Genomic DNA, 19113 nt, shown 5'->3' with positions numbered 1-19113 from the left:
GATCGAAAAAAGCAGCGGATTTATGCCGGGCATAACTAGCAGGGCTAGCTTTCAAACAGGTGCCCGGACATGTTTCGCTGCTTCGTCCATTATCCTTCTAATTCCGCTATCCGCTTCTTAACCGTATCGCGCTTCGCCTGATAATCAGCCTGCTTCGCTTTCTCTTCCTCGATAACATGAGCTGGGGCCTTCGCAATAAATCCTTGATTGGCAAGCTTTTTGTCGACACGCTCTACTTCCTTGTCGAGCTTTGCCAGTTCTTTTTTCAACCGTTCGATTTCAGCGTCAAGGTCGAGCAAGCCGGCAAGAGGCAGGAACAGCTCGACGCCGCTAAGCACCTGCGACATTGATTTCTCCGGCGCTGTCACATCTGTTCCGATCACAAGTTCATTTGGATTACAGAACTTCTCCAAATAGCTGCGACCGCGCTCCAGCCGGGCAAGAACTTGTTCGTCCTTGGCATGAATCAGCAGCTCAATTTGCTTGCTCATCGGTACATTCAGCTCAGCGCGCGTATTGCGGACGGAACGAATGATTGATGTTAACAGCTCCATATCAGCCTGCGCATCTTCAAAAACGAATGTATCCTGCTTCACCGGCCACGATGCCACTGTGATCGATTCGCCCTGATGCGGCAAGTGCTGCCATATTTCCTCGGTAATAAATGGCATCATCGGGTGCAAAAGTCGCATTGTCTGGTCAAGAACATAGGCCAAAACGGAACGAGTCGTTTTCTTAGCCGCCTCATCCTCTCCATACAGCGGCAGCTTGGCCATCTCAATATACCAGTCACAAAGATCATCCCAAATGAAGTTATAGAGCAGTCGTCCCACTTCTCCAAATTCATAGCTGTCAATTAAGCGGGTAACGTCTTCAATTGTTTGCTGCAGGCGAGTCAAAATCCATTTATCGGCAATCGACTTCTCGCCGCTCAAATCAATCTCTTCATAGGTCAAGCCTTCCATGTTCATTAGGGCAAAGCGTGACGCATTCCAAATTTTATTCCCGAAGTTCCATGTCGCTTCGACTTTTTCCCAGTAAAAACGCAAGTCATTTCCCGGGGAACTTCCGGTTGAAAGGAAGAACCGTAAGGAATCGGCCCCATATTTGTCGATGACATCCATCGGATCGACGCCATTGCCTAATGATTTACTCATTTTCCGCCCTTCAGAATCACGGACAAGACCATGAATCAGCACATCGTTAAATGGCCGCTTTCCGGTAAACTCCAAGCCTTGGAAAATCATTCTTGAGACCCAGAAGAAGATAATATCGTAGCCGGTTACGAGGACATTCGTCGAGTAAAAACGCTCAAAGTCCGGCGCCTTCTCTTCGGGCCAGCCCATTGTCGAAAACGGCCACAGAGCAGAGCTGAACCACGTATCAAGCACGTCGTCGTCCTGCTTCCAGTTCTCCGGATCAGCCGGTGCCTCATGTCCGACATGCACCTCGCCCGTTTCCTTATGGTACCAGGCTGGAATGCGGTGCCCCCACCATAGCTGGCGTGAAATACACCAGTCGCGGATATTTTCCATCCAGTGCAAATAGGTCTTTTCAAAACGTTCCGGTACAAAGTTAACCTTGTCGGCAGACGCCTGCAGTTCAACGGCCGCCTTGGCGAGCGGCTCCATCCGCACGAACCATTGCGTCGATAAATACGGCTCTACGACCGCTCCGCTGCGCTCAGAATGACCGACGGAATGCAGATGATCCTCAATTTTGAACAGGACGCCATCCTCCTGCAAATCCTTGACGATTTGCTTTCGGCACTCAAAGCGGTCCATCCCTTTGTACTTTCCTGCTTTCTCATTCATCGTCCCGTCTTCATTCATCACAAGAATCCGTTCCAGCTGATGGCGGTTGCCGATTTCAAAGTCATTCGGATCGTGGGCCGGGGTAATTTTCACCGCTCCTGAACCGAATTCCATATCAACATAGTCATCGGCGACAATCGGAATCTCGCGCCCGGTGATCGGCAGCGTCACCGTTTTGCCGATCAAATGCTTATAACGCTCATCCTCGGGGTGGACGGCTACCGCCGTATCACCGAGCATCGTTTCAGGACGTGTTGTCGCGATCTCGATTTCCCCGCTGCCGTCCGTCAGTGGATATTTCATATGATAGAAGGCACCCTGAACATCTTTATAAATAACTTCAATATCGGAAAGAGCTGTCTTCGTCTGCGGATCCCAGTTAATAATATACTCCCCGCGGTAAATCAGTCCTTTGTTATAAAGGGAGACGAAAACTTCGCTCACCGCCTTGGACAACCCTTCATCCAGCGTGAAACGTTCACGGGAATAATCAAGGGAAAGCCCGAGCTTCGACCATTGATTGCGGATGAAGGACGCATATTCTTCCTTCCATTCCCACGATTTTTCGATAAAGCGCTCACGCCCAAGATCGTAGCGGTTCAGCCCTTCTTCTTTGAGCTTTCCTTCTACTTTCGCCTGCGTCGCAATTCCGGCATGGTCCATTCCAGGCAGCCATAATGTGTCATATCCTTGCATCCGCTTCACTCGAGCGAGAATATCCTGCAATGTCGTATCCCAAGCGTGGCCGAGATGAAGCTTTCCTGTCACATTTGGCGGCGGGATGACAATCGAATATGGTTTCTTCGTTTCGTCTCCCGTCGCTTCAAAAAATTTCCCTTCCAGCCAATAGGAATACCATTTTGCTTCTGTTTCCTGCGGATTGTACTTCGTTGGCATTGTCATGTCCTGGTTACTCATTTTTATATGTTGCCTCCCTGTAATAGCATTGTGGCCGCCCAATACAAAAACCCCCTCCATCCAAAGGACGAAGAGAGTTGACTCGCGGTACCACCTTTGTTTGCAGAATAAATCCTCTGCACACCTTATCCTGATAACGGTCAGTATCCGGCTTGCTTACTTCGATCATTTTCAAGAAAATGTCTTTCACCAAGCAGCTCCTAGGCGACCTTCGATTCGTACCTCTTAAGAAATCTCCCAGCAAATGATTTCTCTCTCTGAAAAGCATCCGAACCTACTCTTCCTATTCAACGCCAGCGTTATAATTGTGTTTTTATTTTAGCTTGAATGCCAGTCATCCGTCAATAAGAGGACTTGTCCCCTTAGGTTGATTTTTTCCTTTTCTGAACAAGAAGGATGACATTCTTTTAAACGATTTTGTCGCTCTTCTACCAAGCATCGACGAAAAAACCACTTTTTATTCCAGCTGTTCACTGTCATAGGCTTCTTCCGGAACAAGGGGAACTTGCTCATCTGTTTTTTCCAAAAGAAGCTCAAAACCGATCTGCTGCGGATAGCCGCTGAACGGGCCTAAATAGTCCGGCCTGATCGGCTGCGCCGCAAATTCCATCAGCAGCTCGTCTTCCGTCACCGTGAGAGTGAGCGTCGTCTCTTCCTGGCGTTCTAACGAATAGCCGCGAAAGTCCGTCTCATCGAATTCAGTAAATACCGCCTGATAAACCGTCCGGTCCTCCTCACTTTCCTTCCGTACTTCCTCCGCTTCGAGCAGCATATCCCTCATCCATTGAAAAGGATTGTCGAGCGGGGCAAATTCAGCGACAAAGCGGTCAGAGGTCGTCCCTTGAACCCACTTATCCCCGCTTTGTACAAACAGGCGATCCCCTTCAAAATGAGCATCAAAGGTGAAAAATGAATCATTTGAAACAGCGGCGGACACTTGGAAAAAGCTCTTCTCGTTCGACCAGATTCCTTGTTCCTCTGTCGCTACTGTTCCGTCCTTTTCATAAGAGGAAGCGACTTGATAAACTGCCTGCTCCCACTCTTCTGACTGAGCGTTCCAATCCCTCCATATCGCATCCATTTTCGTCGGCACGAGGAAATAGGCAGCCGCGGCCCCGATCAGGAGGGCAATGATTGGAATGAGTATCTTTTTCATCGGTCTATAAATAGCCATTTAAGTCATAGCCTCCACTTTGCTGCCAATAACCAATTTCCCGCTTCTCGGTAAATTCAAGGCGATTGACCCATTTGACCGATTTGTAGCCATACATGTCAGGATGATAGAGACGGCACGGAAAACCCATCGCCTGCTTCAGCTGTTCTCCGTCAAGCTCATAGACGAGAAGCGCCTCTTCGTCAAGCAGCTGCGTCGTTAAAAACGAGTCAAAATACATCCCGTCGCCGGAATAAGCTGTCACATAATCACTTTGCGCTTCGATCCCGAGCTGCGTCATTAAGTCTTTTACTTTAACCCCTTTCATCTCGACATGGCGCACGCTCCAGCCGGTCACACAGTGGAAATCATCGACGATCGTCGTCGCCGGAAAACGCGGCAAATCATAATACGTGATCGTCTCGCTTTTATTCGTCAGTCCATCGATCGTCAACGACCACTCTCCAGGTTGATAGCGCGGGTAATCATTTGTGACATTATAAATCCGGAAATAGCCACGCCGTCTATTTTCACTGTCAACGGCAGATAAAACCGGGGTCAGCCATTTCAGCCAGCTTCCAATCATCAAAAACAGCACGGTTAAGCCGCTCAGCTTCAAAAAGTCACGACGCTCGAACTTGTTCTCGGCAATCGCCGGAGGAAGAGCGACATGCTTTGTCCACCAGTCCGGCCATGGAGCTTTCCAGGAGTACAGATGTCCGAGCGAATGGACGAGCAGCCACGGAATATACAGAAAGGTTGTCCAATCATGGATGACGACCGCTCCATTGCGCAGCGTGACGGGAAAATAAGCCTGCCAGTACATCATCGCACCCGAAACTGCCCATAAAAAAAAGAAAATCGTATGCAGCCAGAAGTTGAACTTACTGGCCCGCGGCTTTTTAAGAAGATAGCGCCCAACGCGCAGAATGGAATAGCAGACAACCCCAATATAGAGCACAGCAATCGTCACATGAACGGATACGAGTGGCACGCCAAGCTGATTAAACCATGTCCGGGTCGTTGTCATATAAAGACAAAGTCCCGTTACAAGAAGAAGAACGAGTAAAACACCATGAATCAGATGGACTCTAGTAAGCCATCTCATCTCTGCCACACCCCATTTTTCAGAAAAGCGCTTCAATTTTTTTTAGTATACACGATTTCAGGGGAACTGGGAACGAATATGCTGCCGCCGCATAATCTGTAGAGACAAACGGTTTTAGGAGGGAGGCCTCTTTATGAAACGCCGCTTTCGTCATTTCCCGCCGCCACCCCGTCCTCGTTTCTGGTGGAAAATCAGAGCGATATGCTTGCAGATCTTCGTACCGCTTATTGGCTTTCAGTTGATTCGGACATTTTTCTTGCCGACGACATTTGATATTATTCTCCTGACGCTTATGATCGTATTTTATTTATCGCTGCGCCTCGAATTATTTTAAGAGGAGTTGTCCAAAGCTACGCTTTACGACAACTCCTCTTTTGTGAAGCAGCTTTTATCCTGCAGACAGCGAGCAGGAAAGAATGCCCTCCTCCTCGCTTTTCCCTGCTATTGGGAAGCCTCCTGTTCAATCACAATCAGCTTCTGCGTCAACCGCTGTACCTTGCGCATCGCAGTTAACCGCTTCTCTAACCGTCTGACATGCTCAAATTCACTCATGCTGCTCCGGTTTGAAACATAAGCTTCCACCGAGTAAGCGACCGGCTCAGGAAAGTTTAAGTAGGCACATGTTAAGTGCTTCTCTTCATCAAGAAGCGGAAGATGGTGCTCATAGCGAATAAACCAGCGCTGTACTTCTTCCTCCGACCAATAAGCATTTGGAAAGCTGTAGCGGCAAAAGCTCGCCAAGTCACGAGCCGGGGTATCAATACTCGCTCGTTCAAAATTGAGCAGCAATGCTTCGTTATCCGGAGAAAAAAGAGCATGAGAACGCTGCAGCCGCCCGTGGCAAAGCACAGTCCGGTATTTTTCCTTTTCAAGACAAAGCTCATACCATTTCTGCAAATGCTCCGTCGCCGCCTCCGCCATTTGGTCGAGCATAAACGCATGGGTTAAAAAAGTCAGCTCAAAAGGAGACATATACGTTTTATTCTCAGCCTGATCAGCAAAGCGCTGCAATTCCAGCCGTCTCATTTCCCATCTTTGGACAAGCTGCTGCACGGATTGCTCGACCTGTTCCTTTTGAAAAGCCTCCGTTTTAACGGTCAGCCGATGGATCACACCAAGCTGATCGGCCAGTTTTTCCTCACGCGATTCTCTTGCTGTATATTCAATCGTTTCAAACCACGGCATTAAATAATACGTGTGAGAGCCTGTCGCTACCGTATACTCCCCGTACTTCGTCGGCAAAATCGGCACCGCCTGCTTATAACCAAGCTTTGTCAGCTTGCGCAGAGCATGAATAAACTCATCTGCCTGATGGGTCGACATTGTCGTTTCCTTTAAAGCAAATTCACCGCGGTTCGTGGAAATCCGCTTTATTTTCCCGAGATCTTCAACCTGCTGTGGATACAGATCATAATAAAAGAGAACAGATGCGTACGGCGCAGGTTCATACCTCATGACGTCATCACCCTCCTTCTGCTGTCAATCGAGGAACTGAGCAGGGCCACCAGTTCCTTGCTGCGCTCCCATTTTGCAACGAGCTGATTGATTTCACCGGAAATCGCCGCATCCGTCGGATTTGTCTCAAGCAGCGTGACGAGAGAATCGAGCTCATAAGGCTTCAACAGCTCTGCCAGCAATAACATCGCCTGCTCATTCGAGACATATGTCTGCATCCCTTTCCACAGCTCAAGGCAACCATCCTTTCCATAATGCTCAAGCCAGCTTTCCAAAAATGACCGCACGGTGAAGTACCCTCTCTCCGGACGCTCCATCGTCCCCTGCCAGATCATCACCTGATACACATGCCTCGTCTCTTTGCTGAAGTGGAGCGGATCAAGCAAAGGGAGCCGCTCATCAGCCAGCTTGCTTTCAAGCGCCGCAGCCTTCTTCCTCCGCACAGCTGCTTCCCTTACTAATGACGAGACGAAGGCGTGCTGCTCCTGAGGAAGAATAGGAAGCGATTCCCGCAGCTCCGCATACAATGGCTCCCGCTTCACGACCGGTTCAACGGCGGCTTCTGTTTCCAGTCCAAAGGCGATCATTGTTCCAATCATTAAGCCAATCTTTTCAGCTACTTCCTTGCTCGGGACGGTTCCGGTTACTTCATCATGCACCGTCAGCCAGCCATCCTTCCACTCCAAAGCGGGCTCCTTGTTCGTCGCCCGAATCATCCGATCTGCTAAAATGAATGGCGTGACACGACAATGATCACGCCATTCAATATGCCAGTCAAGCAGCTCTTTATCGGACCAATACCGCAGTCTTTTCCGTCCCTGTTCCGTCTCTACAAGCGCTTCATTGACCAACCGGACATCCTGCCAGGCAAATCGCTCTTTAAGCCAATCCAGCAATTCCATGTAGGTACTCCTTTTTTACGATTCTGAGGAAACCGGAATATAAAGTATTTGACCTTCCTCGACCTGTTCATTTTGTAACCGGTTGATGCGGACGAGCTGATTGGTGGAGACATCGTAGCGGTCAGCAATCGTTTCAAGTGACTCGTTCTCCTGAATAATGCACATTTTCAGCTTAATGAACCGTTCTTCCTTCTTCGCCATCATTTTCGTTAAATAGAGCGCGTTTTCCTCTCGTGGGGTCGGCGGTTCACTTTCTGCAGGTGCCTCCTCTTCCTCCTCTACAGACAGTTCTTCCTCGGCCAACGGTTCTTCCTCTACCCTTTTTTGCGCCGCCAATGTGATTTTCGTTTCCGGCTCGGTGCGGGTCGGCGCCGCTTCCTCTTCCTCTCTTTCTTCCCCTGTCTCGACAACTGCCAGCTCTGCTTGTTCCGGCTCATTGCGCATCAGCGCCGGCTCCTCCTCCCGGCTCTCTGCCGCCACCTCAAGCGCGACCGGCTCTTCTGCTTCTGGCTTCTCAGACTCTTGACGGCTCAGTTGTGCTGCCGCCTCCTCCTGCTGCTCTTCGACTGCCTGCTTCGGTGGGGCGGCCGCACTCGGCACAGGCTGTGGCGGCTGCGGGACGCTCGGCGTTACGAGTGTGTTTTCCTGAACGGACGGTCTTACCGGACGAACCTTTTGCGCTGATGGCTGAGTCTGCTGCTCCCTTCTTTGCTCTGGTACGGTTGAACCAGGCGTCGCCGGCTGTCTTTTCGCATCAAAGGCGAAAGCCGTCGGGATCGCTCTCTCGGCCACTTTCGGCTTCGGCTCTTCTGCCTGGGGCTGTGTATCCTGCAAATTCGTCATTCCGCTGATGCTAATATCAGCCGTTAGTTGAATGCAGCTCTTCTCAGGCAGATCATAGTCGAAGGACTCTACCTGGACGTAGACATCATCCAGATCATGAATTCGGCTGACCGGAATTGTCACATCAATCGGAAAGAAATGTTTAATCGAAGCTTTGCCATTGTCGTTCGTCACAACTTCCCCCGCCGAACGGAAAGACACCTGCCGTTCTAAAGAACATTCCACATTGATCTCTTCCTCCTTTACCGCCGGCTCATATTCACCGACTAATCGCAGACCACCGCGAATATAAACGTGATCGGCCCGTTCCTCAATCACGATTTCCGGCTCAAGTGACATTCCGAGGATTTCTTCAATTTCTTGCCCTTTATTTAACCAAACTGATTCCTCAATCGAAAATGAAAGCTTAGATGAATGCTCCTGTGTCATCCTTCATTCCTCCTTCTCCTTCTCACGAAATAACGTTCGTCTCTGCCGTATTCTAGTCAGTACAATAACACTCTATGACAAGTTCTATCGCGATATTCTTCAATTCTGAAAATCACTCCATTATCGGCAGCAATTCATTTAAAAGGAAGGGAAAAACGAAACGGACATAGCGGAAGCTCCACGATATGAAAGAAGGACCTGAAAGCCGAAGCTCTCAGGTCCCTCTCACTGCTATTTAAGAGTTGAAAATACGCGTTCCGCAGCCGCGATCGTTTGATCAATGTCTGCTTCTGTATGCTTTGTCGACAGGAACATTCCTTCAAATTGTGACGGCGGAAGAGAAATACCTTGCTCAAGCATCCCCTGGAAATAGCGGGTAAACATCTCCAGATTGGACGTCTGTGCTTTTTCAAAGTTGGTCACCGCTTCATTTGTGAAGAAAAAGCCGACCATTGAACCCGCCCGATTAATATGATGTGGAATCTCGTACTTTTCGGCCGCCGCAGCTAAGCCTTGCTCCAGGCGCTTCGCCAACTCGTCAAAGCGCTTGTAATCCGCTTCAGTCAGCTGAGCAAGCGTCTCATAGCCCGCACACATCGCCAGCGGATTGCCTGATAGCGTACCCGCCTGATAAATCGGTCCGCTCGGGGCAATCTGCTCCATAATGTCACGTCTGCCGCCATAGGCCCCGACCGGCAGACCGCCGCCGATCACTTTCCCTAAGCACGTCAAATCAGGCGTTACGCCAAATGCACCTTGCGCGCATTGATAGCCGACGCGGAAGCCGGTCATCACTTCATCAAAAATAAGTAAGCTGCCGTGCTCCTCCGTAATGGCGCGAAGCTCTTCAAGGAAACCTGGCTCCGGCGGTACGACGCCCATGTTTCCGGCAACCGGTTCAACGATCACGCCGGCAATATCCGAGCCGAATTTCTCGAAAGCATAGCGAACGCTCTCTAAATCGTTATATGGCACAGTCAGTGTATTTTCCGCAATGGAAGCCGGTACACCAGGACTATCCGGCAGCCCGAGCGTCGCGACACCGGAGCCGGCTTTGATCAGCAGCGAGTCGCCATGGCCGTGGTAACAGCCGATGAATTTTAAAATTTTGTTCCGGCCGGTAAACCCTCTCGCCAGCCGCAACGCACTCATCGTCGCTTCCGTGCCGGAATTGACCATCCGTACCACTTCAATCGACGGGACCCGTTCGATCACGAGACGAGCGAGCTTTGTTTCCAGCTCGCTCGGCGCGCCGAAGCTCGTTCCTTTTTCAGCCGTCTCTTTTAAAGCGGCAATCACTCGTTCATCCGCATGGCCTAAAATAAGCGGTCCCCAGGAAAGGACATAGTCAATATATTCATTTCCGTCAATATCATAGATTTTGGAGCCGGCTCCTCTTTCCATAAAAACAGGCTCCATTTTCACTGATTTAAAAGCTCGTACCGGACTGTTCACTCCACCTGGCATTAATGGCTTCGCCTGTTCGAATGCTTGCTTTGATTTTTCAAATGAGCGCACTTGCATCAGCCTCCTTTATGAATTGGAAATCCAGCGTGCAACATCTTTCGCATGGTAAGTCAAAATGAGATCAGCACCTGCGCGCTTCATACTGATCATTTTCTCCAACACGATTGCCTTCTCGTCGATCCAGCCATTTTGACTGGCTGCCTTCACCATCGAATATTCCCCGCTAACATTATAGGCAACAATCGGCATACCGGAAAAATCCTTGACTTCCCGAATAATATCCAAGTATGAAAGGGCCGGCTTGACAATCAGCATGTCAGCTCCTTCTTCAATATCAGACTCCGCCTCGCGTAATGCCTCGAGCCGATTGGCCGGGTCCATTTGATACGTTTTGCGATCGCCGAACTTCGGCGAGCTGTGGGCGGCATCACGGAACGGACCGTAAAAAGCCGATGAATACTTGACCGCATAGGACATAATCGGAATATCTTCAAAACCGGCTTCATCAAGACCGTGGCGAATCGCAGCAACGAAACCGTCCATCATATTTGAAGGCGCGATAATATCGGCACCAGCTTCGGCCTGAGAAACGGCGGTTTTCGCTAATAGGCTCAACGAAGGATCATTTAACACCTGACCGTTTTCGATCACGCCGCAGTGCCCGTGATCGGTATACTGGCAAAGACATGTGTCGGCAATAATCGTTACGTCCGGATAATGTTGTTTAATTTGGCGAATCGCTTTTTGCACGATTCCGTGATCATGATAAGCGGACGTTCCAACATCATCCTTATGATTCGGCACGCCGAACAGCATTATGGCCGGGATTCCAAGTGATACGACTTCATCGATTTCAGCATCAACAAGATCAAGCGACAATTGGAACACACCTGGCATGGAAGCGACTTCATTCTTTTCATTCGTTCCTTCCGTGACAAAAAGCGGATAGATTAAGTCACTCGCATGAATCTGCGTCTCCTGAACCATCTTTCGAATCGAGTTCGTTTTCCGTAAACGGCGATGACGTCTAAATTGTAAATCAGTCATTTTCCTTCTCTCCCTTCGTATGTAACACAAGTTGTTCCACTAAAGCTTCTATCGTATATTTAGCAGGCATGAGATCAACCGATAAGCGGTAATGACGTGCCGTCCTGGCGGCGATTGGCCCGATGCAGGCTATTTTCGCCGATGCTGTCACCCCTTCAGCTTCCAGCTCTTTTAACAGCTCCGCATAATGAGAGACTGTCGACGAGCTTGTAAAAGTAACATAATCAAGGGTCGTATGCTGAAGCGCAGCACGTAGCTCCGCCTTTGCTGACGGCGGGCAAACCGTCTCATAAACGATCAGCTCCTCCACTTGAACACCTAGCTTCGTCAGCTCATTTGGCAACAGGCTTCTTCCAAGATTCCCGCGTGCGAGCAGAAGACGATCTCCTCTTTCCACCTTCGGACTCAACGCTTCGAGCAGCCCCTCGGCGACAAAGCTTTCCGGAATCAGATCAGCCCGCAGTCCGTACCGGCTAAGCGCCGCCTCCGTTTTTGCGCCGACCGCTGCTATGTTGACAGGCAAGGATTGACCCGTCAGCCGAAGCTCGCGCAGCCGCTCGAAAAAAAAGCGCACGCCGTTGGCACTCGTAAAAACGAGCCATTTGTAGCTGTCCAGCTGCTTGAGCACCGCTTCGCTTCGTGCGCCGTCTGCCGGAGCTTGAAAGGCGATCAACGGCACTTCAATCGCTGTCCCCCCATGCCGTCTAATAAGGGCGGAAAGAGCCTCAGCTTGTTCCTTTGCTCGCGTAACGAGAATTCTTTTTCCAGCCAGGGGAAGCTCCGTCATTGCTGATCCAGCTCTTTTTTCACTTTATCGAGAATTTCCTTCGCTCCTTGCGCCAATAAGCGCTTCGCTGCTTCCTCACCGATCGTCCGCGGATCGTCTCCGTTGACCGTCTCCTTCAAGAGAACATCGCCTTCCGGAGAACCGACAAGGGCAGTCAATGACAAGCTTTGATCAGCTTCAATAACGGCGTAACCGGCAATCGGAACCTGGCAGCCGCCCTCCATCCGGTGCAGGAACGTCCGCTCCGCAGTCACCGTTCTTGCCGTTGTGTCGTCATTAATATGGGCGAGAAGTCCGATCAAATCATCATCATCGGTGCGGCATTCAAGTCCGAGTGCCCCCTGCCCGACTGCCGGCACGCATAGCTCAGGCTCTAAATATTGCGTAATAAGCTCCTCGGAAAACTGCAGTCTTTTCAATCCGGCAGCGGCTAAAATAATCGCATCAAAGCCTTCCTCACGAAGCTTGCGCAGCCGCGTTTCTACATTTCCGCGGATCCACTTCACTTCCAGATCCGGTCGCGCAGCAAGAAGCTGAGCGGAACGCCGCAAACTGCTTGTCCCGATGACGGCTCCCGGCTTTAAATCGTTAAGCAGAACATGATCATTGGAAATTAAGACATCACGCGGGTCTTCGCGCTCTGTAATCGCTGCCAATGTAAATTGATCCTGCAAAACAGACGGGACGTCCTTCATACTATGTACGGCAAGATCAATCTCTTTATTAGCTAAAGCCTGCTCAATCTCCTTGACAAACAGCCCTTTGCCGCCGACCTTCGACAACGTCACATCAAGTATCTTATCACCTTTTGTTACAATCTCTTTTACTTCAAATTTATAGGGCAGCTCAAGTTTGTTTAATTGAGCGATGACCCAATCGGTTTGGGTAAGAGCAAGATTGCTGCGTCTTGACCCAATCACAATTTTTCGCATATGCGTTCTTCCTTCCTTTCAATCTTCTGTTCTCTCTATTCTAACCTGATCCGGCCCGATTCAACAGGAAATAAGAAAATCGTAAAACGGCTTTTCTTAGAAGCGGTGCGTGGAGCCGACGCTCTTCCGTTAATCGCCCTAAAAATTTATACCCTTTATGCTCTTTCAAGGAAAAATCCCGTCCCGCGCTTAATACCATAAATGAAAATTCGAATACTGCCCTGACAGGAAGTAATTAATCAACAGGACGAGAAAGCCGGCAATGCCTAACAGCGCCATATTATAGCCTCTCGTAAATTTGACGACCCTCATATACAGATAGACTCCATAAATCCCGAGGACGAGCACGGAGCTAATCACCTTTGAATCAAGCAGGGGGATATATGTCGCTTGCGTCGATGCCCAGACGAAGCCGAGAATCAGACCAATAAACAAAAGCGGCCAACCAATGATAACCGCGCGGTAAGAAAGCGTATCAAGCGTTGTTAAGCCGCCGAAGCGAAACAGCCTCTGGCCCCATGCCTTTCGTTTCAGCATCTGGTGCTGAAGCACGTACATAATCTGGCACGCAAAGGAAAGAGTAAAGGCAGCATAGGATAATAAAATAATCGAAATATGAATGACGAGCAGCTCTGAAGCGAGCAGAACCGTCAACGATTGCGGAATATCGCCATCAGGGGTAAACAAGCTGAAAGCCATCATGCTAAAGCCGATCACATTGGCAAAAAACACAAGGAAATCAACCCGGAAAAACCAATTGATCACCAGTGACAAGGTCACGACAAGCCAAGCGTAAAAAAACAGCCCTTCAAATGGCGTCATAAGCGGGACACGATTTAACTCCAAGGCTCTAATGATAAAAAAAGAGGTCTGTAAAACCCAGACAATAGAAAGCAACCAGAAAGCCAATCGATTGACTTTCCGGTTGTGTTGTAAAAAATCGATAAAATAGCCAAGTACGCTGAAGCTATATAAGACAATCGTAACAGGATAAATCCAGTTCATGATGAGTCCCTTCTCTCTTAAGAGCGGACAACAGCAGCTTTATGCGATGCCGTTACATATTCTTGCTTGTGCGCCTCCCACTTTTTCTCTACTTCTTCAATTCGAGCACTTTCCTGTTGAGCAGTCAATTCTTCTTCAAGACCAAAAATTTGGGTAAATAGATCGAGCGCTTCATCAGCATCCGGCTGCGCAGCAAGTTCTTTTACTTTCGTAACTGGATCACGCAAAAGCTGGTTCACAATGCTCTTTGTATGTTTTCGCAAGATTTTCTTTTCCCGCTCCGTTAAGTCAGGCAGCTTACGCTCAATGCTTTCCATTGTTTCAGCCTGTACCGCCAATGCTTTCGTCCGGAGAGCGGTAATGATCGGAACAACTCCTAACGTATTTACCCACTGCGTAAATTCAACGATTTCCTCTTCCACCATCAGCTCAATTTTCTCCGCTTCCCGCTTCCGTTCAGCGAGATTTGCTTCGACAATGTTTTGCAGATCGTCAATATCATAAAGATAGACGTCGTCAAAATCAGCCAGCGCCGGATCAAGATCGCGCGGCACAGCAATATCGACCATGAAAAGCGGACGGCCTTTCCGCTTTTTCATCGCTTTTCCCATCATCTCTTTTGTGACGACAAAGTCTCTTGCCCCCGTTGAACTGATGACGACATCGGCTTCCGCCAGCGTCAATTGAAGCTCTTCAAAAGGACGCGCTTGTCCGAGGAACTTCATCGCCAGCTCAGCTGCCTTCGCTTCTGTCCGGTTAATAACGGTAATTTTCGTAGCGCCATTGGCGTGAAGATGCTTCGCTGTCAGCTCACTCATCTTCCCTGCGCCAAGAATCACGACATGTTTACCGGCGAAGTTGCTGAAAATATTCTTACCAAGCTCGACCGCTGCATAGCTGACAGACACCGCATGCTGACCGATTTCCGTATTGGAATGAGCTCGCTTCGCAAGCGTGATCGCCTGCTTGAACATCTGATTAAAGATCGTGCCCGTTGCCTGCTGCTCCTGAGCGATTAGAAAACTTTCACGCACCTGCCCGAGGATTTGGGTTTCACCAAGGATCATCGAATCCAGGCCGCACGTAACCCGGAATAAATGTTCAATCGCTTGCTGATCTTCGCGGATCGTTACATACGGCAGAAATTCTTCCTTTTCCATGTCAAACCATTCAGCCAGAAAGGTTTTCGTGTAATGACGACCGGTGTGCAGCTGATCCGCGACAACATACACCTCGGTCCGATTACAGGTCGATATAATCGTGCACTCAAGAATACTTTTCATATGACGCAGCTTTGTTAACGCTTGAGGGAGCTCTGCTTCCTGAAACGCAAACTTTTCTCTCATTTCGACAGGAGCCGTTTTATAGTTAAACCCCACAACCAGTATATGCATCCTGACGTTCACCCCCATAATAAAAATCCCTAAGAAAACGCCAGAAGCGTCTTTCTTATCCTTCATCCGTTCTCTATCTTTTCTACCCTTTATCCTAAAGGGCGAATCCGATTCACTTTTAACTGTCTACATTATAACATGTCTAATGTAGCACTTCCAAAAAAATTGTGAACAGATCATGAAGGCTATGCTATCATGATCATATTGCAAGCTACATTCAGCATTATTACACAATCTCTACTATAACTATCATAACCGCGTAATGCAATAAGTATGTCTTATGCTTTCATCAAAGGGAGGATTTTATGAAACAGGGGCGGATTTTCCCGGGCTTTTTACTAATTGGTATTGGATGTTATTTTTTGCTGCAGCAGCTTTCTTTCCCATTTGCCGCGCAGCTTTTGTCCTGGCCTTCGATTCTCATTGTAATCGGGATCGCTTTTTTGGCCCAGGGGTATTGGGGCAGGGAAAGTTCAATGGTCTTTCCCGGAAGCCTCCTTACCGGACTCGGTGTTCACTTTCACGGCTTGCAGTTCATTGCGTCATGGCCGGATCATTGGGGAATGTATCCGTTCATTATCAGTCTTGCCTTTTTTCTTTCCTTTCAAAAGACGAAGCGTGATGGGCTGATTCCTGCGATCATCCTGCTGATCATTGCCATTATCAGCTTCACTTCACTCAACCCGTTCGCCTGGCTGCTGCATACCTTTGCGTTTCTCGGCGGCATTTGGCCGCTTATTCTCATTGCGCTCGGTATCATTCTTTTAATTAAAAGATGAACAGGAACGCAGAAAGAGCTTGAGACAAAACTAGCTTTGGACCTACTGGCAATGGCTTCACACGCCACAAGCCCGTTGTGAGAAACCCACTCACAACGGGCTTTAAAAGAGCGTGGAGGTTCCGCTCATTACATTGACGCATAGTAGAGAATTTTTTTCCATAATTCTTCTTTTCCATGGGCCGTTTCTGCCGAGAAAAGCATAATCGGATCGCTCTCATCCTTTTGCAAATCCTTAGATATGATGCTAAGATGCTTTTGCCATTTTCCTTTTGGGATTTTATCGGCCTTTGTCGCGACAACGATCACCTGCATATCAAAGTGCTTCAGCCAGTTGTACATCATTTTATCATCTGCTGACGGCGGATGTCGCAGATCGACAATTTGAATGACCGCTTTTAACTGCGGGCGATTTTGTAAATACGTTTCGATCATTCGTCCCCAGGCCTCGCGCTCGGTTTTCGGCACCTTGGCAAAGCCGTAGCCAGGTACATCGACAAAATAAAGCTGCTCATTCACCTCATAAAAATTTAACGTCTGCGTTTTTCCCGGTTTCTGGGACGTACGGGCAAGTCCCTTCCGATTGATCATCTTATTAATAAAAGACGATTTTCCGACATTGGAACGGCCGGATAACGCGATTTCAGGAAGTTGCGTATCGGGGTATTGGTCCGGCTTGACAGCGACCTTTGCCAACTCTGCTTTTGTTACTTTCATTGCTTTTCTCCTAACGCATGAGGAAGCACTTCATCCAAGTGTGAGACGAGGATGTACTCCAAGTCAGCCCGTACACTTTCCGGCACCTCTTCTAAATCTTTTTCATTGTCCTTCGGAATGATGATTGTTTTCAGACCGGCGCGGTGAGCGCTCATCGACTTCTCTTTCAAACCGCCGATCGGCAAGACACGACCACGGAGCGTCATTTCTCCAGTCATGCCAACTTCCTTTTTCACAGGGCGGCCCGTCAAAGCGGAGATCAGTGCCGTTGCCATTGTAATACCGGCTGACGGCCCGTCCTTCGGCGTCGCTCCTTCCGGCACATGGATATGAATATCACTGTTTTCATTGAAGCCCGGGTCAATTTCAAGCTCTTCAGAACGGGAACGAATATAGCTGAACGCCGCCTGAGCCGACTCCTTCATCACATCGCCGAGCTTTCCGGTGAGTGTCAGTTTTCCTTTTCCCGGAGAAATCGAAACTTCAATCGAGAGCGTATCGCCGCCGGCAGTCGTATAGGCCAGTCCAGTCGCCGCTCCGACCTGGTCCTCCACTTCAGCAAGACCATAGCGGAAGCGCGGCTTTCCAAGCATGTCCTCTACAACTCTTTCCGTCAGGATAACTCGCTTCTTCTCACCCGACACAATGATCTTGGCAGCCTTCCGACAGGCCGAAGCCAATTGTCTTTCCAAGCTGCGCACGCCTGCTTCGCGTGTATAGTAGCGGACAATTTTCTGCAATGCTGTATCCTTTACTTGCAGCATCCCTTTTGAGAGACCATGATCCTTTTTCTGCTTCGGCAATAAATAATTCTTCGCAATTTGGATCTTTTCCACTTCCGTGTAGCCGGCAATTGGAATAATTTCCATCCGGTCGAGCAGCGGTCCCGGAATCGTGTTAATATTATTGGCCGTTGTGACAAACATCACCTTCGATAAATCATAAGGTTCTTCAATATAATGATCGCTAAAGCTGTTGTTCTGTTCCGGGTCGAGTACCTCCAGCAGGGCGGCAGATGGATCACCGCGAAAATCATTGGCCATTTTATCGATCTCATCAAGCAGAAATACCGGATTAATCGAACCTGCTTTTTTCATCCCTTGAATAATTCGGCCGGGCATCGCTCCGACATACGTGCGGCGATGACCTCTAATTTCGGCTTCATCGCGAACGCCGCCTAAAGAAATTCGGACAAAATGACGGTTCAGTGAACGGGCAATCGAGCGGGCCAACGATGTCTTCCCGACTCCAGGCGGTCCCGCCAGGCAGAGGATCGGCCCTTTTAGTTCCCGTGTTAATTGCTGAACAGCCAAATATTCCAGCACGCGCTCCTTGACCTTTTCCAGCCCGTAATGATCCTCGTTCAAAATTTCTTCAGCGCGAATGACATCAAGCTGATCTTCCGTTTCCGTCGTCCACGGCAATTGAACAAGCCAGTCCAAATAATTTCTCAGAACGGAGCTTTCCGCAGAATTCGGCGGCATCTTCTCGTAACGGTCAAGCTCTTTTAACGCTTTTTCTTCGACAGACGGCGGCATTTCGGCTTTTTCAATCCGCTCGCGAAGACTCGCTACTTCTCCCGTGCGTCCTTCCTTATCGCCAAGCTCCTTCTGGATCGCCTTCATCTGTTCGCGCAAATAATATTCCTTTTGCGTTTTTTCCATCGACTTCTTGACGCGCTGGCCAATTTTCTTTTCTAATCCGAGCACTTCCTGCTCATTGTTCAGAATATCGATCAACGTCATCATCCGCTTTTCAACAGACGTCGTATCAAGCAGCTCCTGTTTCTGAGCCAGTTTCAACGGAAGATTCGCGCCGATCACGTCGGCGAACTGGCTTGGATCAGTCATATCTTTGACGATTGTCAATGTATCGGCTGATATTTTTTTGGAAACTTTCGTATATTGTTCAAACATCTTAAGAAGATTGCGCATCGTTGCTTCCAGCTGCGGAGTCATCTGACTATCCTCGTCCTCAAGCAGAAGCGCTTCTACCTGAAGAAAGTCCCCTTCATCAACGAATTGTTCAATCCGGGCTCGTTTCAGTCCTTCTACATGGATGCGGACTGTCCCATTCGGGAGTTTCAACAAACTCTTTACTTTCGCTATAGTTCCTACTGTATAAATATCTTCTTTCGTAGGTTCATCTATAGAAATTTCCTTTTGAGTAGCAAGTAAAATCTGATGATCATGTTCCATGACCTGCTCTAACGCTTGAACGGACTTTGCCCGACCGACATCTAAATGCAGCACCATTGCCGGAAAGACAAGCAATCCGCGTAACGGTAGAAGCGGAATTTGTCGTTTTGTCGCTGTATCGACCATCCGCATACACCTCCATACATCCTATTTCCAATCTAGCATT

16 protein-coding genes and 1 other annotated feature are annotated in these 19113 nt (G+C 48.9%); of the genes, 2 read left to right on the top strand and 14 right to left on the bottom strand.

What is annotated here, in order from left to right; genetic code table 11:
* Positions 1 to 89: 89 nt before the first annotated feature.
* The 3 genes from M3202_RS13460 to M3202_RS13450 all read right to left on the bottom strand — a co-directional run bounded on the left by M3202_RS13460 (position 90) and on the right by M3202_RS13450 (position 4993).
* Positions 90 to 2732 (bottom strand): valine--tRNA ligase, encoded by a 2643-nt coding sequence (locus M3202_RS13460; protein ID WP_251223854.1) that lies wholly within the window; start codon positions 2730 to 2732, stop codon positions 90 to 92.
* Positions 2733 to 2792: 60 nt separating this feature from the next.
* Positions 2793 to 3032, bottom strand: a binding site (T-box leader).
* A gap of 157 nt (positions 3033 to 3189) precedes the next feature.
* A complete protein-coding gene (locus M3202_RS13455; RefSeq protein WP_251223853.1) occupies positions 3190 to 3906 on the bottom strand; it encodes a hypothetical protein in 717 nt (238 codons plus the stop codon).
* The gene (locus tag M3202_RS13450) at positions 3893 to 4993 is read right to left on the bottom strand and encodes a molybdopterin-dependent oxidoreductase (RefSeq protein WP_251223852.1); all 1101 of its coding nucleotides are present in this window, start codon (positions 4991 to 4993) and stop codon (positions 3893 to 3895) included. Before M3202_RS13450 ends, M3202_RS13455 begins: the two co-directional genes overlap by 14 nt.
* A gap of 133 nt (positions 4994 to 5126) precedes the next feature.
* Between M3202_RS13450 and M3202_RS13445 the strand changes: the two genes are divergently transcribed.
* The gene (locus tag M3202_RS13445; protein ID WP_251223851.1) at positions 5127 to 5327 is read left to right on the top strand and encodes a YszA family small membrane protein; all 201 of its coding nucleotides are present in this window, start codon (positions 5127 to 5129) and stop codon (positions 5325 to 5327) included.
* A 107-nt stretch (positions 5328 to 5434) separates the two neighbouring features.
* Here M3202_RS13445 and ysxE read toward each other — a convergent pair whose 3' ends face one another.
* The 9 genes from ysxE to hemA form a co-directional block, all read right to left on the bottom strand.
* Positions 5435 to 6448, bottom strand: a complete 1014-nt coding sequence (gene ysxE / locus M3202_RS13440) for a spore coat protein YsxE (protein ID WP_251223850.1) — start codon at positions 6446 to 6448, stop codon at positions 5435 to 5437.
* On the bottom strand, positions 6445 to 7350 hold the full coding sequence (locus M3202_RS13435) for a hypothetical protein (protein ID WP_251223849.1): 906 nt from the start codon (positions 7348 to 7350) through the stop codon (positions 6445 to 6447). The genes ysxE and M3202_RS13435 overlap by 4 nt, the downstream gene beginning before the upstream one ends.
* Before the next feature lie 15 nt (positions 7351 to 7365).
* Positions 7366 to 8622: a stage VI sporulation protein D gene (spoVID, locus tag M3202_RS13430; RefSeq protein ID WP_251223848.1), complete on the bottom strand. Its 1257-nt coding sequence runs from the start codon at positions 8620 to 8622 to the stop codon at positions 7366 to 7368.
* Between the two features lie 231 nt (positions 8623 to 8853).
* Positions 8854 to 10140: a glutamate-1-semialdehyde 2,1-aminomutase gene (hemL, locus tag M3202_RS13425; protein WP_251223847.1), complete on the bottom strand. Its 1287-nt coding sequence runs from the start codon at positions 10138 to 10140 to the stop codon at positions 8854 to 8856.
* A gap of 15 nt (positions 10141 to 10155) precedes the next feature.
* On the bottom strand, positions 10156 to 11136 hold the full coding sequence (hemB, locus tag M3202_RS13420) for a porphobilinogen synthase (protein WP_251223846.1): 981 nt from the start codon (positions 11134 to 11136) through the stop codon (positions 10156 to 10158).
* A complete protein-coding gene (locus M3202_RS13415; protein ID WP_251223845.1) occupies positions 11129 to 11923 on the bottom strand; it encodes a uroporphyrinogen-III synthase in 795 nt (264 codons plus the stop codon). The genes hemB and M3202_RS13415 overlap by 8 nt, the downstream gene beginning before the upstream one ends.
* A complete protein-coding gene (hemC, locus tag M3202_RS13410) occupies positions 11920 to 12855 on the bottom strand; it encodes a hydroxymethylbilane synthase (protein WP_251223844.1) in 936 nt (311 codons plus the stop codon). Before hemC ends, M3202_RS13415 begins: the two co-directional genes overlap by 4 nt.
* Positions 12856 to 13044: 189 nt before the next feature.
* Complete coding sequence (locus M3202_RS13405) at positions 13045 to 13860, bottom strand: cytochrome C assembly family protein (protein ID WP_251223843.1); 816 nt, start codon at positions 13858 to 13860, stop codon at positions 13045 to 13047.
* Positions 13861 to 13877: 17 nt separating this feature from the next.
* A complete protein-coding gene (gene hemA, locus M3202_RS13400) occupies positions 13878 to 15254 on the bottom strand; it encodes a glutamyl-tRNA reductase (protein WP_251223842.1) in 1377 nt (458 codons plus the stop codon).
* 305 nt (positions 15255 to 15559) lie between these two features.
* On the opposite strand from hemA, the gene M3202_RS13395 reads away from it, so the two are divergent.
* Positions 15560 to 16033, top strand: a complete 474-nt coding sequence (locus M3202_RS13395; protein ID WP_251223841.1) for a LiaI-LiaF-like domain-containing protein — start codon at positions 15560 to 15562, stop codon at positions 16031 to 16033.
* A 128-nt stretch (positions 16034 to 16161) separates the two neighbouring features.
* Here M3202_RS13395 and yihA read toward each other — a convergent pair whose 3' ends face one another.
* Both yihA and lon read right to left on the bottom strand, forming a co-directional pair.
* Positions 16162 to 16749, bottom strand: coding sequence for a ribosome biogenesis GTP-binding protein YihA/YsxC (gene yihA / locus M3202_RS13390; RefSeq protein ID WP_251223840.1), 588 nt, complete (start codon positions 16747 to 16749; stop codon positions 16162 to 16164).
* The gene (lon, locus tag M3202_RS13385) at positions 16746 to 19073 is read right to left on the bottom strand and encodes an endopeptidase La (RefSeq protein WP_251223839.1); all 2328 of its coding nucleotides are present in this window, start codon (positions 19071 to 19073) and stop codon (positions 16746 to 16748) included. The genes yihA and lon overlap by 4 nt, the downstream gene beginning before the upstream one ends.
* Between the last annotated feature and the right edge of the window lie 40 nt (positions 19074 to 19113).

The sequence above is a fragment of the Halalkalibacter oceani genome, assembly GCF_023715605.1.
Taxonomy (GTDB): domain Bacteria; phylum Bacillota; class Bacilli; order Bacillales; family Bacillaceae_D; genus Halalkalibacter; species Halalkalibacter oceani.
The sequence above is the reverse complement of the archived record's forward strand: the minus strand, read 5'-3'. Positions and strand labels throughout refer to the sequence as shown.

Excerpts from the sequence above, each read along its gene's own strand:
- M3202_RS13460 (WP_251223854.1), bottom strand. The coding sequence starts at position 2,732 with ATGAGTAACCAGGACATGACAATGCCAACGAAGTACAATCCGCAGGAA.
- M3202_RS13455 (WP_251223853.1), bottom strand. The coding sequence starts at position 3,906 with ATGGCTATTTATAGACCGATGAAAAAGATACTCATTCCAATCATTGCC.
- M3202_RS13450 (WP_251223852.1), bottom strand. The coding sequence starts at position 4,993 with ATGAGATGGCTTACTAGAGTCCATCTGATTCATGGTGTTTTACTCGTT.
- M3202_RS13445 (WP_251223851.1), top strand. The coding sequence starts at position 5,127 with ATGAAACGCCGCTTTCGTCATTTCCCGCCGCCACCCCGTCCTCGTTTC.
- ysxE (WP_251223850.1), bottom strand. The coding sequence starts at position 6,448 with ATGAGGTATGAACCTGCGCCGTACGCATCTGTTCTCTTTTATTATGAT.
- M3202_RS13435 (WP_251223849.1), bottom strand. The coding sequence starts at position 7,350 with ATGGAATTGCTGGATTGGCTTAAAGAGCGATTTGCCTGGCAGGATGTC.
- spoVID (WP_251223848.1), bottom strand. The coding sequence starts at position 8,622 with ATGACACAGGAGCATTCATCTAAGCTTTCATTTTCGATTGAGGAATCA.
- hemB (WP_251223846.1), bottom strand. The coding sequence starts at position 11,136 with ATGACTGATTTACAATTTAGACGTCATCGCCGTTTACGGAAAACGAAC.
- M3202_RS13415 (WP_251223845.1), bottom strand. The coding sequence starts at position 11,923 with ATGACGGAGCTTCCCCTGGCTGGAAAAAGAATTCTCGTTACGCGAGCA.
- hemC (WP_251223844.1), bottom strand. The coding sequence starts at position 12,855 with ATGCGAAAAATTGTGATTGGGTCAAGACGCAGCAATCTTGCTCTTACC.
- M3202_RS13405 (WP_251223843.1), bottom strand. The coding sequence starts at position 13,860 with ATGAACTGGATTTATCCTGTTACGATTGTCTTATATAGCTTCAGCGTA.
- hemA (WP_251223842.1), bottom strand. The coding sequence starts at position 15,254 with ATGCATATACTGGTTGTGGGGTTTAACTATAAAACGGCTCCTGTCGAA.
- M3202_RS13395 (WP_251223841.1), top strand. The coding sequence starts at position 15,560 with ATGAAACAGGGGCGGATTTTCCCGGGCTTTTTACTAATTGGTATTGGA.
- yihA (WP_251223840.1), bottom strand. The coding sequence starts at position 16,749 with ATGAAAGTAACAAAAGCAGAGTTGGCAAAGGTCGCTGTCAAGCCGGAC.
- lon (WP_251223839.1), bottom strand. The coding sequence starts at position 19,073 with ATGGTCGATACAGCGACAAAACGACAAATTCCGCTTCTACCGTTACGC.